The sequence below is a fragment of the Pseudoalteromonas sp. S408 genome, from assembly GCF_005886645.1.
Lineage (GTDB): Bacteria > Pseudomonadota > Gammaproteobacteria > Enterobacterales > Alteromonadaceae > Pseudoalteromonas.
Genome location: NZ_PNDY01000011.1, coordinates 153,966 through 167,165, shown reverse-complemented (window position 1 = coordinate 167,165; position 13,200 = coordinate 153,966). Strand labels below are relative to the sequence as shown.

The following is a 13,200-nucleotide window of genomic DNA, read 5'->3' as shown; positions in this document are numbered from 1 at the left end:
CTATACCGGAACCGGCACTGCTTGTAACAGCTCTCTTACTTGAGCTTCGCCCGAGTCGCTATGCAATCCCAAACGGTGTAGGCAAACACTTGAAAACACCGCCTGCACATCTTCAGGAATTACAAAGTCGCGGCCATCTATATATGCCCATGATTTAGCGGCTTTGGCTAATGCAATACTTGCACGAGGTGATAATGAAGCTGCAAATGAATGACTGTTTCTCGTAAAGTTTACCAATTCAATAATGTAATCAACAATCGGTATACTCAGTGTTACACCGTTAATTTGTGTTTGAATTTGTTTTAATTGTTGCTCATCAATTCGCTTAGGTAATTGGCTATAGTCACGTTTTTGTAAATTTAAAATTAAACGTTTTTCTGCATCTTTTGTTGGAAAGCCCAAGCTAATACGCATCATAAAACGATCTAATTGTGATTCTGGTAGCGGGTATGTACCTGACTGATAAAGTGGATTTTGGGTAGCAATAACAAAAAATGGATCGGGGAGGTTATACTTTTTACCATCAACCGTGACTTGTTGTTCTTCCATCGCTTCGAGTAAAGCACTTTGTGTTTTAGGACCGGCACGATTTATTTCATCAGCTAATACAACTTGGCTAAAAATAGGGCCTTTATGAAAAGTAAAACTATGTTCATTACTATTAAAAACATTTGTTCCAAGTATATCTGCAGGTAACAGGTCGCTGGTAAATTGAATACGTTGGTAAGATAAGCCAAGTACAGTAGCTAACCCATGCGACAATGTTGTTTTGCCCATACCGGGTAAATCTTCAATTAATAAGTGGCCTTGACTAAACAGGCAAGTAAGCGCTAATTTTATCTGCTTTTGTTTTCCAAAAATAACATTTGATAAGTCGTCTATGATCGCGGTAACGGTGCTTTGCATGCTAACCTTTTATTATTTTATGAGTTCGAGACGTTTCATTACTGTGTCTACTTTTTTGGCATTAAAAGGTTTTGCTATAAATCCTTTAGCCCCTAGCTCCCATGTATTCTGTACATTTTCCAAACTGTTATGTCCAGAGCACATAACTACATGAGCGTGAGGGTAGGTTATATTAATAAATTCTAAAATATCAGTCCCATCAGAGTCGGGTAAATCCACATCTAAAAATATAACATTAGGGGATTTTTTATCGATAACCGGTTTTGCAGAGCTAAAATCAGTGCTTTCTAAAATGTCTTCATAACCCAGTTCGGTTAAAATTTGATTTAGATAATCTCGAATTTCTTTTACATCGTCAATGATGAGGATAGGCTCTAGTGGGCGAACAAATTCCATATGTAAGTTACTTCTTTTAATACTTCTCAAGTATTTTAATATTAAGCTAAGGCTTACATAACCTCAAGAATGTTGCACAAAAAATCACTCTATAACACTACTTTAATCAAACTATATGTGTTTAATAATGAGGGTCTGTTGATCTTTCAAGATTTAATCTCATCAGTCTATTTGGTATTCAGGCAAGTTAGAGTCTAAAAAGTGTGGGGATTACCCATAAATTGACCATAACACAGAAGTAGTTATCGAGCCCACTTGGTTACAAAGCTCGCGCCGCCATTAAATAGCCCCAGTTTGAACGATTTTTAATCCGCAAAAAACAACAGACCCTAGGCCCTGCATATAAAAAGTATTAACAACCCGTATAAAATCAACACTATATTCCTACCTTTATCGTCATTAAATTTAAAAACATGTTTAATCATACTTTTTTCACTTATTAATTTGATTACACAAACTATTGATATAAATACATTTAATTAACAATTTTAAATTTGTAAATGTTTTGTAATAAAAAACCGTTGACCTATCAAATTCATTCTGTGATTATGCTCATCAGTTGAGCTTATGCCCATTAATGAAATTTGTTACAGTAATTCAACTTAATGCTCGCATAGCTTTTCTACACACTCACACTAAACACTACACAAAACGAAGAGCTTATTATGTTAAAAAACAAAAATACAAAATTCGCAATTTCACTTTTAACTGCCGCTATGGCTTCATCTATGCCCGCACACGCTGACATGTCTGACTATTTAGACCGCATTGATGTTGATTTTCTATTAATGCAAAACTTTCAGTCTATTCAAGCTAAAGACGGTGCATTTCGTCCAGATGATGAAGTACAAGAGTCTGGTTTTGGGCGTATAAGAGCAAATTTACAGCTTAAATTTCACATTAATGAATTTATCACGGCAGATATAGATATAGCTGAAGAACCAAATGATTTTGGTGGCGGCGATCGAGACTTTTCATTTCATAATGACTTTGCTGGTGTAGAGTTTGACTTACTTGGCTTATATGGCACACCAAAAGATGATGAAAACCTAACGCTTAGATTAGGCAATATTGGTGCAGCGCCATTTCAGTTTAAAGGCTTTCAAGATGGTGCAGATAACCAAGGTAATGCACTTATTGGTAACGGCATAACCGATTACGCAACTGCGGAGAACGGCGCGCAGCTTAGTTACACTAAAACATACGATAGCGGTATGCTTCGTTCATATAATGTTGCTGGTCATATAACAACCTCTAGCTTTGGCGAAGCGTTTCAGCAAGACCGTGGTTATAATTATCGTTTTCAAGGTACTTTGGAATTTGAAGGTGGCTTCAAAGCTGGTTTAAATCTTTTCAAAGCCAATCAAGGCGACCAATTGAATTTTGAAAATGGCGTAGCTAGTTTAGATGGAGTAACTACAACAAACTATCGTTTTGGCGATGGTGAAAACTATAACTTTTCTGCCTCACCATCAAATGAGCGTGACACGCATGTAGGCGCAATGCCTGGACTTGAGCAGTCAATAATACAGCTAAACCTAGCATACCAACCATCTGATGAAACAAGCCTAGTGTTTATGGTTGGTAAATCATCAGATGATTACACATTTGCAGATGCAGCGGGTAATGCAGTAGCAGGTATCACTTACTTTGGTACCGATGGCGTAGCCGACGCTAATGGCACAACGTACGATTCAAACAGTGTAATAAAAGGTGATACATCAGTAGAATATTTTGTGTTTGAAGCACAACAATACCTTATCCCTAAACAGTTATATGTAGCGGCTCGTTATTCGGATGCAGAAAATACATCTGATTTAATTGAGCAAACAGACAATACAGTAGAGCGTATTCAAGTTGCTGCAGGGTACTGGTTTAACGATAAGACGTTATTAAAAGTTGAATATGTAAATCAAGAAGAGGGTGTTAATTCTGCAGGCCAAATAGGCGCAGGTTTTGACGGTTTCACATCTGAGATTTCAGTTAAGTTTTAACTTTTATTCAGTGGCTTTGTACTTAATTCAACTAGTTTAATCTGTTAATTAGGTACAAGCACACTATTTAACGTGACAAATAAGGTATTTACGATGAAAAACAAATTATTAATGCTTGCCTGCGGCATCATGGCAATTAGCAACGCGTACGCTAAAGAAACTATTACAATAGCTACTGTGAATAATGGTGACATGATCACCATGAAAGAACTGAGTAGCGAGTTCACAAGCCAACACCCTGATATCGACTTAAAGTGGGTAACACTTGAAGAAAATATACTTCGCCAGCGAGTAACAACCGACGTTGCCACAAAAGGGGGTCAGTACGATGTTATGACCATCGGTACTTATGAAGTACCAATTTGGGGCAAACAAAACTGGTTAACAGAGTTAGATAACCTAGGTAAAAATTACGATTTAGATGATTTAATACCCGCTATTCGAAGTGGGCTTACCGTAAACGATAAGTTATACGCTGCTCCTTTTTATGGTGAAAGCTCAATGGTAATGTATCGCACTGATTTGATGGAAAAAGCCGGTTTAACAATGCCGAAAGCACCGTCTTGGGATTTTATCCGCAAATCGGCTAAAGCCATGACAAACAAAGAAGACGGTGTTTATGGATTGTGTTTAAGAGGTAAAGCAGGATGGGGTGAAAACATAGCTCTTATTACTTCAATGGCAAACTCTTTTGGTGCACGTTGGTTTGATGAAAACTGGAAGCCTCAATTAAATACTCCAGAGTGGGAAGCAACACTGCAATACTATGTTGATGTTATGAATGAATCCGGTCCAGCGGGTTCATCAGCGAATGGATTTAACGAAAACCTAGCGTTATTTCAAACTGGTAAGTGTGGTATTTGGATTGATGCGACCGTAGCCGGTGCTTTTGTAACGAATAAAAAAGACTCTGAAGTAGCGGATAAAGTAGGATTTGCACTCGCACCAGATAACGGCTTAGGTAAACGCGGTAATTGGTTATGGTCGTGGACACTTGCTATTCCTTCAAGCAGTAAAAAACAGAATGCAGCAATGAAATTTATCAGCTGGGCAACATCTAAAGAATACACACAACTTGTAGCCGATAAGAAAGGCTGGGCAAAAGTACCGCCAGGTACACGTAAATCTCTATATAACAATCAGCAGTATATTGAAGCCGCACCATTTGCACAAATTACGCTTGATTCTATTCAAACTGCCGATCCGAAAAACCCAACCGTAAAACCAGTTCCTTATGTTGGTATTCAGTTTGTTGCTATTCCTGAGTTTCAAGGGATAGGAACAGCAGTAGGGCAACAATTTTCAGCCGCTTTAACTGAGCAAATGACCGTTAAACAAGCGTTAAACTCGTCTCAGCGTTTAGTAGAAAGAGCAATGCGTAAAGCACGCTACCCTAAGTAATATCACATATGGTGGGCAAGCTCTCAACTTGCCCTATATTTTATGCCAATTCTACTTATGTTCTTAAATATATTATTAAGGGTTTATGATTTTCACTTAATAGTTAGTAAATAGAACTGGCTTTTTTAAGGTCACCGTTATGGCAACAACTAACTCGCGTACGCTTGCTCGGTTCATGCTTCTTCCTAGCGTAATATTGTTACTCGCTTGGATGATTGTTCCGCTGTGTATGACATTGTATTTTTCATTCATTGATTACAATTTATTAGTTCCGGGTGATAAAGAATTTGTAGGATTTTTAAACTATGAGTTTTTTCTTACCGACCCGGCATTTTTTGAATCTTTCTTTAACACGCTGTATTTAGTAACCGGCGTTCTGTTAATTACCATTTGCGGTGGCATAGGTTTGGCTATTTTATTAGATCAAGCAATATGGGGCCGTAATTATGTTCGCATTATGGTACTTGCGCCATTTTTTGTAATGCCTACGGTATCTGCATTAGTCTGGAAAAATATGCTTATGAACCCTGTAAATGGTTTATTTGCTCACTTTGCTATTTGGTTAGGGTTTGAGCCAATAGACTTTTTTGCCCAAATGCCGCTGTTCTCAATCATTATCATTGTCTCTTGGCAGTGGTTACCTTTTGCTGCACTTATTTTGCTTACGGCGATTCAATCACTTGACCGCGAACAATTAGAAGCCGCAGATTTAGATGGCGCAGGTCCTTTTAGCAAATTTTTCTATATTGTTTTACCACATTTATCACGCGCTGTTACAGCGGTTATATTAATAGAAACTATATTTTTACTTTCTATATTTGCTGAAATATTGGTTACAACAAGCGGTGGCCCAGGTTACTCATCGACAAACATTACCTATTTAATTTATACCCAATCATTACTGCAGTTTGATGTAGGCGGTGGTTCGGCAGGTGGCATTGTTGCCGTGATCATTGCAAATATAGTCGCCATATTTTTAATGCGCTTAATTGGCAAAAACTTGGAGGGGTAAGAATGAGTATTAAAAATAACACACGTTCAACACTTATTTATACCATAGCTGCATGGACTGTTAGCTCAATGATTTTCTTCCCAATTTTATGGACGTTAATCACTAGTTTTAAAACAGAATCTGAAGCTATTTCAGCCACACCCACTCTATTTGCATTCGAGTGGACGCTTGTAAACTACTCAGATGTTCTGTCGAGATCACCATACTTTACTCATTTTTGGAACTCGGTTGTGATTTCATTAGGGTCAAGTTTAGTCGGTTTATTAATTGCTGTGCCAGCAGCATGGTCTATGGCTTTTGTACAAAGTAAAAAAACGAAAAACCTTTTAATGTGGATGCTTTCTACCAAAATGCTTCCGCCGGTAGGGGTGTTAATACCTATTTACCTTTTATTCAGAGACTTTGGTTTGCTCGATACAAAATTAGGTTTAGTTATTGTGATGACCCTAATAAATTTACCCATTATGGTGTGGATGCTTTATACCTATTTTAGAGAAATACCCGGTGAAATTTTAGAAGCATCACGCATGGATGGTGCAACTATTGGCGAAGAAATATTCCACGTGCTATTACCTATAGCCTTGCCTGGGATTGCCTCAACACTATTATTAAACGTTATTTTATCGTGGAACGAAGCATTTTGGACCCTGATTTTAACAGCAGCAAATGCTTCACCTTTAACCGCATTTATTGCCAGTTATTCAAGCCCAGAAGGGTTATTTTACGCCAAATTATCGGCAGCATCTGCTATGGCCATTGTGCCAATTTTAATTCTTGGTTGGTTTAGTCAAAAACAATTAGTACGTGGCTTAAGCTTCGGCGCAGTAAAGTAGGAGAACACACATGGGCAGCATCACACTAAAACAAGTAACTAAAAACTTTGATGACGTAAACGTTATTAAACCGTTAGATTTAGAAATTAAAGATGGTGAATTTATTGTATTTGTTGGGCCATCTGGTTGTGGTAAATCAACATTACTACGCATGATTGCTGGGCTTGAAGACACTACAAGCGGCAATATAGAGATAGACGGGCAAGATGCAACACATACACCGCCAGCCAAAAGTGGCTTGGCGATGGTATTTCAATCTTATGCGTTATACCCGCATATGAGCGTGCGTAATAACATTGCTTTTCCACTAAAACGTGCAAAAGTGAGTCCAGCTGAAATAGAGTCTAAAATTGCAAATGCCGCTAAAATTCTTAATTTAACAGATTATTTAGACCGTAAACCGGGCCAGTTATCGGGGGGACAGCGTCAACGTGTAGCAATAGGGCGTGCAATAGTTAGACAACCATCGGCATTTTTATTTGATGAACCACTATCAAATCTTGACGCTTCATTGCGTGTAAATATGCGCTTAGAAATATCTGAGCTACATAAAAGCTTAGCTACTACAATGATTTATGTAACACATGATCAAGTTGAAGCGATGACAATGGCCGACAGAATTGCTGTATTTAATGGTGGCATTATTGAGCAAGTCGGCACTCCATTAGAGCTTTATCAACACCCAGTAAATAAATTTGTTGCAGGTTTTATTGGTTCACCAAAAATGAATTTTATTGAGGTTCCAAATACCGAGACTAACGAAACAACAAGCTTAGGTGTTCGACCAGAGCACTTTATAATTTCACAAGATGCAGGCACATGGGCAGGTAAAGTTGGAGTAATTGAGCACTTAGGATCAGAAAGTTTCTTACACGTAACACTGACAAATGGCACCACTGTAACAGTTAAAGCCGATGGTGATTGTCCGCTAGAATACGGCGATTCGGTATTTTTAACTGCACAAAAAAATAAAGTGCACACGTTTGATACTAATGGGAATACTATTAAAGTTAACAACTAAATTGTAGGCTTACCAATGCCTTGTACTATGAATATAGTATAAGGCATCCGTTATTTCATATTATTGACTTCGGCATTATATAAATAAATGATATATTTATATTAAAGTTGTAGGTTTAAGCCTTTAAATTATATAAATAAATGTTATTCCTTAAATAAAAGAGGTTTAAGTGGCAAAGTTATCGAACACAGAAATTAGAAAGCTCGATGATGCAGCAAGAGCAGGGTGGTTGTATTACGTTGCGGGAAAAACCCAAGATGAAATAGCAAAAAAGCTTAATGTATCGCGTCAATCAGCACAACGAATGGTGGCTTTATCAGTTAGCCAAGGATTAATAAAAGTAAGACTTGATCATCCCATTGCCAAATGCATGGATTTAGCGCAAAAATTAAAAAGTCGATTTGGTTTAGTTTCGTGTGAAGTTGTACCAAGCGATCCTTCAGAGCCTTCGTCGACAGTCGGCTTGGCACAAGCTGGCGCAGCAGAAATACAACGCCATTTGAAATCAGAAACACCTAAAGTATTAGCGATGGGAACCGGCAGAGTTTTGCGAGCTGTTGTTGATGAACTACCAACACTTGATTGCCCACAACATAAAATAGTTGCTATGTTAGGTAACATGGCGTTAGATGGTTCAGCTTCGCCTTATGATGTTGTGGTAAGAATGGCCGAACACACTAATGCAAAACATTATCCGATGCCACTACCAGTTTTACCGCGTAGTATTGAAGAAAAAAACCAACTCCATGCACAACATAATATAACAGCCAATTTAAAACTCGCTAAAAATGCAGACGTAACCTTTGTTGGCATTGGTAGCTTAGGTGAAAAGTCACCATTACATATAGATGGGTTTGTTGACGCAGAAGAATTAAAAGAACTGCAAGGCTTAGGTGCCGTTGGGGAAATGATAAGTTGGGTTTACGATAAAAATGGTCAATTATTAGATTGCACTGTAAACCAACGCGTTGCCAGCACGCCATTAGTAACTAATGAAAACAAACAAATTTATGCTATAGCTGCAGGTGAAGAAAAAGTGTTGGCAATATTAGGTGCAGTGAGATCTAATATGATTAGTGGTTTAATAACGAACGAATACACAGCAGAACGCTTACTTAGTATTGATTAAACAATTAATACATAGGCTATTTATTTAAAAAGATTTAAGTTAAATAAAACCATGTAATGTCCGATACCGTCTAGTATTGGACATAGTAAGAGTGCAATTATGCGCTCTTGCTATTTAATACATTACTACCTATAATTTATATTATGTTAAATAGGTTAATTTACTTAGTTAGTAAGGTAAAGTACTTACCTATTTAACGTATATAACGCTCTATTTAACTATAATTTGGTTTCAAGTGGTAATTAGCGGTATCCAATATACCGCTAACCTTAATGAGTTTTTAGTTACACCCTAGCTCGTTTGATAAACCAAATAAAGATGACTCTATCGTTTGCGCCTGATTACTCGTTAAATTAGGTAATACATTAATTCCAGTTCTACTCTCAACTTCATCAATACTGACTTGGGTGTTACAGAAATTGTCTCTGCGGCCTGCAGTTTGCTGCATAATAAATGCTGATACTTTAATAGTGCTACCAGATTGCTTCATTACGATTTTAAAATAACCACTGGGTATTGTGTGGTTTTCGTTAGCACGCGGTAAATCTGCAAAGTAATATTCGTACATTGGGCCTGTTACTACATAAAGGTTATTACCATCCTCAACATGATTTCTTACAGCAGTTTCAAGCCTAACCCATGGACCTTGGTTTAATGCAGAAGATTGAGGTGTAATATTAGAAAGCAAATTTGTTAAACGCCAATCGGCTGTATTACTAAAAGATGCTAATGGTACTTGATGCCCTCGGTCGGTATTAATTGTTGCGTATGCATCTGTGTAATCACTGGGTTCAAGCGTGTAATGTGAATATAAATCTGGGTCTGCTTTCCAACTTCTTGATCTTGATGGGCCACTCATTGTATCGGGTGTAACTTGGTATGCTACCCAGTCTGCAAATTTGGTATAACGATTATTTTTTAGGGTATAAATACTACGTTCAATCGTTTTGCCGTTATTTAATCCTGTTGGACAACCTTCTAAGCAATTTGCTGCATTGGCTGTTGAAGCGATAAATAAGCTTGATACGGTTAATGATATTTTTAATAATGCTTTCATTGTTGTTTTATCCTGTATAAATGAGGATAAAAAACTAACAAGCCTTTGTTACAGATATATGTAAATTTATAAATATATTCAATAAGTTAAATAGAAATCATGCATTTAAGACTTAATCATTATGTTTTAATGTTAAAACTTTAGCTCTATTTAATCGCTTAATAAAAATACGCTAAGCCCCCTATTATATTTATTAACGCGTTTGACTTAGACCTTAATTTACAAACAAAAAAACGCAGGCAAATGCCTGCGTTTTGTCATTACATAAAATATAGTTAATGCAGTGCGGCTGTAAATGGGATGCTTTTACAAATTTCAGCTTCAGCAATTAGTAATTCTTCCAAGCGTACGTCTACTTCTTCTTTATCAAAGTATTCGTAAGCTAATTCAACAAAAAGGTTTTTATGTTTTTCTTCTGATTTAGCAATGGCCACATAAAAATCTTTTTCTTTACCAGCTGGTAATGCTTGGGCAACTAATGAAAAACGCTCATGCCCACGAGCTTCAATTACGCCGCCCACTAATAACCTATCCATTAAAAAACCATCACGACCGTGTCTAAATAAAGCGCGAATTTGTTTTATGTACGGGTCTTTTTGGTCATCACCTAGCGTTGTATCGCGTTCAGTTAATAGTTTAAGTACTTGTTTAAAATGTATTAGTTCTTCAAGCGCTAGGTCTGTCATCGCTTTAACAAGTTTACGCTTGTCTGGATAGTGCGAAAGCATAGAAATAGCCATGCCCGATGCTTTTTTTTCTGCAGCAGCGTGATCTTGTAAAAAGGTATTAAAGTCGGCAAGTACCGCTTCGGTCCATTCAAATGGAGTATGGTATTTTAATTCAAACATAATAAGTACTACTTAAAAAATAATGCGAGGATTTTAGCGTATTTTGTATTAAAAATCTTGATGGAGTCGCTAAAATTAAATCTGATAAGGCAAATGTTTATCTATACGCCCTTTCGCTGTCGACTCTATTTTTAAGGCGTGCTTTATATCATTCCACGCAGTGACTTTTCCGCCCATATTCATTTTTTCAAAACCTGTTTTATCGCTTGTTAATTCTAAAAAATCACACAGTGCTTTATAACTTGCAGGTTTAGCTATATCAATAGATAAAAAATCTTGCGGGCGGTGTTTAAAGTAGCGCTTGGCTGATTCAAAATGGCTGGTGTAACAATTTACTAAATAACTATCATCGTTAATATTTTCAAGCGACATTTCACTAAAGGTATTTAAATAACAGCGCTTTATATGAATATTAAAACCACCATCGCCGCGCGTTAAATTAGTATGCATACGCGTTAAAAGCTGTTTAATAGAAGGTAACCATGCACTTAGTTCGCGCTCTAGGTAAATAAATTTAGAATCTGGGTAGTGCTTATCAAGTACTTGGTAGTCGTTAAATATGGGGGTGTCGGCGATCGCCATTGCATTTTTAAAACAAGCCTGTGTGTAGGCAGTATGCGCCGTTGCAATACTCAGTTCTAAAAACGCATGGCACACACTTGTTGTGCCAGTACGCGGAAGGCCGATTATAAATAGTTTACTCATTTAGCTATTACGGGTAACAAGCAATATAAATGCGCTAATAACCATGACTAAAAATGTGGCTACAGCACCTATTTGACGATACTTTAATTTTGCCTCTACTATGCCTAAATTATGAAACACGCGCCCTATTAACAGCGCGGCACCCAATATGTTGCAGTAATGGCTAGCGAGGCCTTGGTATTCAGCTAAAAAAAGCAAAATAATTGTAAAAGGTACATATTCCATAAAATTTGCATGAGCGCGAACTGCACGCTGTAGTTTAACATTACCGTTATCACCGAGTGATATTTGCTCTTTTTTACGCACTTTAATTACATTAAAGCTCAGGTAAATGTAATAAAACGCAAGTAAAGCAGCATAAGTTGAAATGATCACAGTGTATTCCTGTCATTTATTATTTGAATATTACATTAGCCGTTAGGCACGTAATTTTAATTTGGAATAATAACATATATTTTGATAAGCATTATCAGAAGTTTAGTGCTCAACTATGCTAATGTAGTTAAATAGATTTTAAGCTCACATAAGGATTTTATGTTTGTACCTCGTAAAGTAGCCGATAGTTATCGTGAAATGATAAACAGTATTGGTTTTTATCCCTCGTTATTTTCTATTGGGTTTTTACTGTTTGCCATTATTACTATGTCGCTTGAATATGTAGCGCCGGTTGAACAAATAAAATCATTTATTTCAGTGGTTTTAGTTGATAGTGCTGAAAACGCACGTACCATTTTAAGTACCCTTGCGGGCAGTATTATATCGCTTACCGTGTTTAGTTTTTCTATGGTTATGGTGGTTTTAAACTCCGCTAGTGCAAGTTTATCGCCACGTGTTGTGCCTGGACTTATTACTCGTAAGTCTCACCAAATGGTGCTTGGCTTTTATTTAGGTAGCATAATTTACTCAATTATTATGCTTATAAATATTAATAAGCTTGAAGGTGGCGATACAGCTATCCCCTCTTTGGGGGTTTTATTTGCGCTGGTATTTGGTTTGATATCGCTGGGGTTGTTTGTATTTTTTATTCACTCTATTTCTAAAGCAATACAGGTTGATAACGTATTAAATGGCTTGTTTAGACAAACAAAAGCAGAAATAAAAAGCATACAAACTAGACAAGCAGAGTGTCCTTTTAATGACTTTCCAGATTTTACGCAGTGGCATTCAATTAAAAGTACAACAGAGGGTTATTACAAAGGCGTTCACACCGACAAGCTGTGTGCGCTTTTAGAGCAAGAAAACATCCGTATTTATATCTCTGTAAATCAAGGTTACTTTACAGTTAAAGGGTATCCGTTTTTAAAATGCGATAAAGACATATCAGCCGATGAAGCGCTAATAGCTAAAATTTTAGACTGCTTTATTTTTTATATAGAAGAGTATATTAGCGATCATTATCGTTATGGCTTAACGCAAATTTCTGAAATAGCGGTCAAAGCAATGAGCCCAGGGATAAACGATCCGGGTACTGCGGTCAAATCTATTGATATGCTGAGTATTTTACTTATTAAGCGCCTTGAAATAAGCGACACAAATTACTCGTTTAAGCACACCGATAACGAACCGCTGTTATTTATACACGAGACAAGTTTTGATGAGCTATTACACGATAATTTTACGCCACTGCGTAATTACGCTAAAAGCGATGCTTATGTAATGACTAACGTACTTGAAGCGTTTAAAAACATTTTGTTTGTGGCTCATGACGATGAAGATGCGCGCAATAGTTTGTTTAACTACTTAAACGCCATAGTCGATGACATTAATGAGCAAGTGACGAATGAGTACGACAGGCGCGAAATTAAAAATATGCTTAATTCAATTGCGCGAATTAGTGAGCAACAAGGTGAGGAATTAGTGGCACGTTTTGAGCGCCACCAAGATTAATCACAATTTTA

13 protein-coding genes are annotated in these 13,200 nt (G+C 37.0%); 7 read left to right on the top strand and 6 right to left on the bottom strand.

Going from position 1 to position 13,200, the window contains the following annotated elements:
* Together CWB62_RS10605 and CWB62_RS10600 are read right to left on the bottom strand one after the other, a co-directional pair.
* Window positions 1-906, bottom strand: coding sequence for an AAA family ATPase (locus CWB62_RS10605; RefSeq protein WP_138527670.1), 906 nt, complete (start codon window positions 904-906; stop codon window positions 1-3).
* 12 nt (window positions 907-918) lie between these two features.
* The gene (locus CWB62_RS10600) at window positions 919-1,302 is read right to left on the bottom strand and encodes a response regulator (RefSeq protein WP_138527668.1); all 384 of its coding nucleotides are present in this window, start codon (window positions 1,300-1,302) and stop codon (window positions 919-921) included.
* A 665-nt stretch (window positions 1,303-1,967) separates the two neighbouring features.
* On the opposite strand from CWB62_RS10600, the gene CWB62_RS10595 reads away from it, so the two are divergent.
* From CWB62_RS10595 to CWB62_RS10570, 6 genes are all read left to right on the top strand, one after another.
* A complete protein-coding gene (locus CWB62_RS10595; protein ID WP_138527666.1) occupies window positions 1,968-3,296 on the top strand; it encodes a hypothetical protein in 1,329 nt (442 codons plus the stop codon).
* A 93-nt stretch (window positions 3,297-3,389) separates the two neighbouring features.
* Window positions 3,390-4,697: an ABC transporter substrate-binding protein gene (locus CWB62_RS10590; protein ID WP_138527664.1), complete on the top strand. Its 1,308-nt coding sequence runs from the start codon at window positions 3,390-3,392 to the stop codon at window positions 4,695-4,697.
* Window positions 4,698-4,836: 139 nt separating this feature from the next.
* On the top strand, window positions 4,837-5,709 hold the full coding sequence (locus tag CWB62_RS10585) for a carbohydrate ABC transporter permease (RefSeq protein WP_002960879.1): 873 nt from the start codon (window positions 4,837-4,839) through the stop codon (window positions 5,707-5,709).
* A gap of 2 nt (window positions 5,710-5,711) precedes the next feature.
* Window positions 5,712-6,542 (top strand): carbohydrate ABC transporter permease, encoded by an 831-nt coding sequence (locus CWB62_RS10580; protein WP_138527662.1) that lies wholly within the window; start codon window positions 5,712-5,714, stop codon window positions 6,540-6,542.
* Between the two features lie 10 nt (window positions 6,543-6,552).
* On the top strand, window positions 6,553-7,563 hold the full coding sequence (locus tag CWB62_RS10575; protein WP_138527660.1) for an ABC transporter ATP-binding protein: 1,011 nt from the start codon (window positions 6,553-6,555) through the stop codon (window positions 7,561-7,563).
* 169 nt (window positions 7,564-7,732) lie between these two features.
* Window positions 7,733-8,692, top strand: coding sequence for a sugar-binding transcriptional regulator (locus tag CWB62_RS10570; RefSeq protein WP_058404011.1), 960 nt, complete (start codon window positions 7,733-7,735; stop codon window positions 8,690-8,692).
* Between the two features lie 280 nt (window positions 8,693-8,972).
* On the opposite strand, the gene CWB62_RS10565 is transcribed toward CWB62_RS10570, so the two are convergent.
* The 4 genes from CWB62_RS10565 to CWB62_RS10550 form a co-directional block, all read right to left on the bottom strand.
* Window positions 8,973-9,749: a DNA/RNA non-specific endonuclease gene (locus tag CWB62_RS10565; protein ID WP_138527658.1), complete on the bottom strand. Its 777-nt coding sequence runs from the start codon at window positions 9,747-9,749 to the stop codon at window positions 8,973-8,975.
* 275 nt (window positions 9,750-10,024) lie between these two features.
* Window positions 10,025-10,597, bottom strand: coding sequence for a MiaE family protein (locus tag CWB62_RS10560; protein WP_138527656.1), 573 nt, complete (start codon window positions 10,595-10,597; stop codon window positions 10,025-10,027).
* Window positions 10,598-10,672: 75 nt separating this feature from the next.
* Window positions 10,673-11,302, bottom strand: coding sequence for a sulfotransferase (locus tag CWB62_RS10555; protein WP_138527654.1), 630 nt, complete (start codon window positions 11,300-11,302; stop codon window positions 10,673-10,675).
* A complete protein-coding gene (locus CWB62_RS10550) occupies window positions 11,303-11,677 on the bottom strand; it encodes an MAPEG family protein (RefSeq protein WP_058551958.1) in 375 nt (124 codons plus the stop codon). It abuts the gene before it with no gap.
* A 159-nt stretch (window positions 11,678-11,836) separates the two neighbouring features.
* Between CWB62_RS10550 and CWB62_RS10545 the strand changes: the two genes are divergently transcribed.
* Window positions 11,837-13,189, top strand: a complete 1,353-nt coding sequence (locus CWB62_RS10545) for a DUF2254 domain-containing protein (protein WP_138527652.1) — start codon at window positions 11,837-11,839, stop codon at window positions 13,187-13,189.
* Window positions 13,190-13,200: the final 11 nt, after the last annotated feature.

What these genes read in the sequence shown, in the direction of transcription:
- CWB62_RS10555 (WP_138527654.1), bottom strand. Translation starts at nt 11,302, where the DNA reads ATGAGTAAACTATTTATAATCGGCCTTCCGCGTACTGGCACAACAAGT.
- CWB62_RS10560 (WP_138527656.1), bottom strand. Translation starts at nt 10,597, where the DNA reads ATGTTTGAATTAAAATACCATACTCCATTTGAATGGACCGAAGCGGTA.
- CWB62_RS10545 (WP_138527652.1), top strand. Translation starts at nt 11,837, where the DNA reads ATGTTTGTACCTCGTAAAGTAGCCGATAGTTATCGTGAAATGATAAAC.
- CWB62_RS10565 (WP_138527658.1), bottom strand. Translation starts at nt 9,749, where the DNA reads ATGAAAGCATTATTAAAAATATCATTAACCGTATCAAGCTTATTTATC.
- CWB62_RS10595 (WP_138527666.1), top strand. Translation starts at nt 1,968, where the DNA reads ATGTTAAAAAACAAAAATACAAAATTCGCAATTTCACTTTTAACTGCC.
- CWB62_RS10585 (WP_002960879.1), top strand. Translation starts at nt 4,837, where the DNA reads ATGGCAACAACTAACTCGCGTACGCTTGCTCGGTTCATGCTTCTTCCT.
- CWB62_RS10600 (WP_138527668.1), bottom strand. Translation starts at nt 1,302, where the DNA reads ATGGAATTTGTTCGCCCACTAGAGCCTATCCTCATCATTGACGATGTA.
- CWB62_RS10575 (WP_138527660.1), top strand. Translation starts at nt 6,553, where the DNA reads ATGGGCAGCATCACACTAAAACAAGTAACTAAAAACTTTGATGACGTA.
- CWB62_RS10580 (WP_138527662.1), top strand. Translation starts at nt 5,712, where the DNA reads ATGAGTATTAAAAATAACACACGTTCAACACTTATTTATACCATAGCT.
- CWB62_RS10605 (WP_138527670.1), bottom strand. Translation starts at nt 906, where the DNA reads ATGCAAAGCACCGTTACCGCGATCATAGACGACTTATCAAATGTTATT.
- CWB62_RS10590 (WP_138527664.1), top strand. Translation starts at nt 3,390, where the DNA reads ATGAAAAACAAATTATTAATGCTTGCCTGCGGCATCATGGCAATTAGC.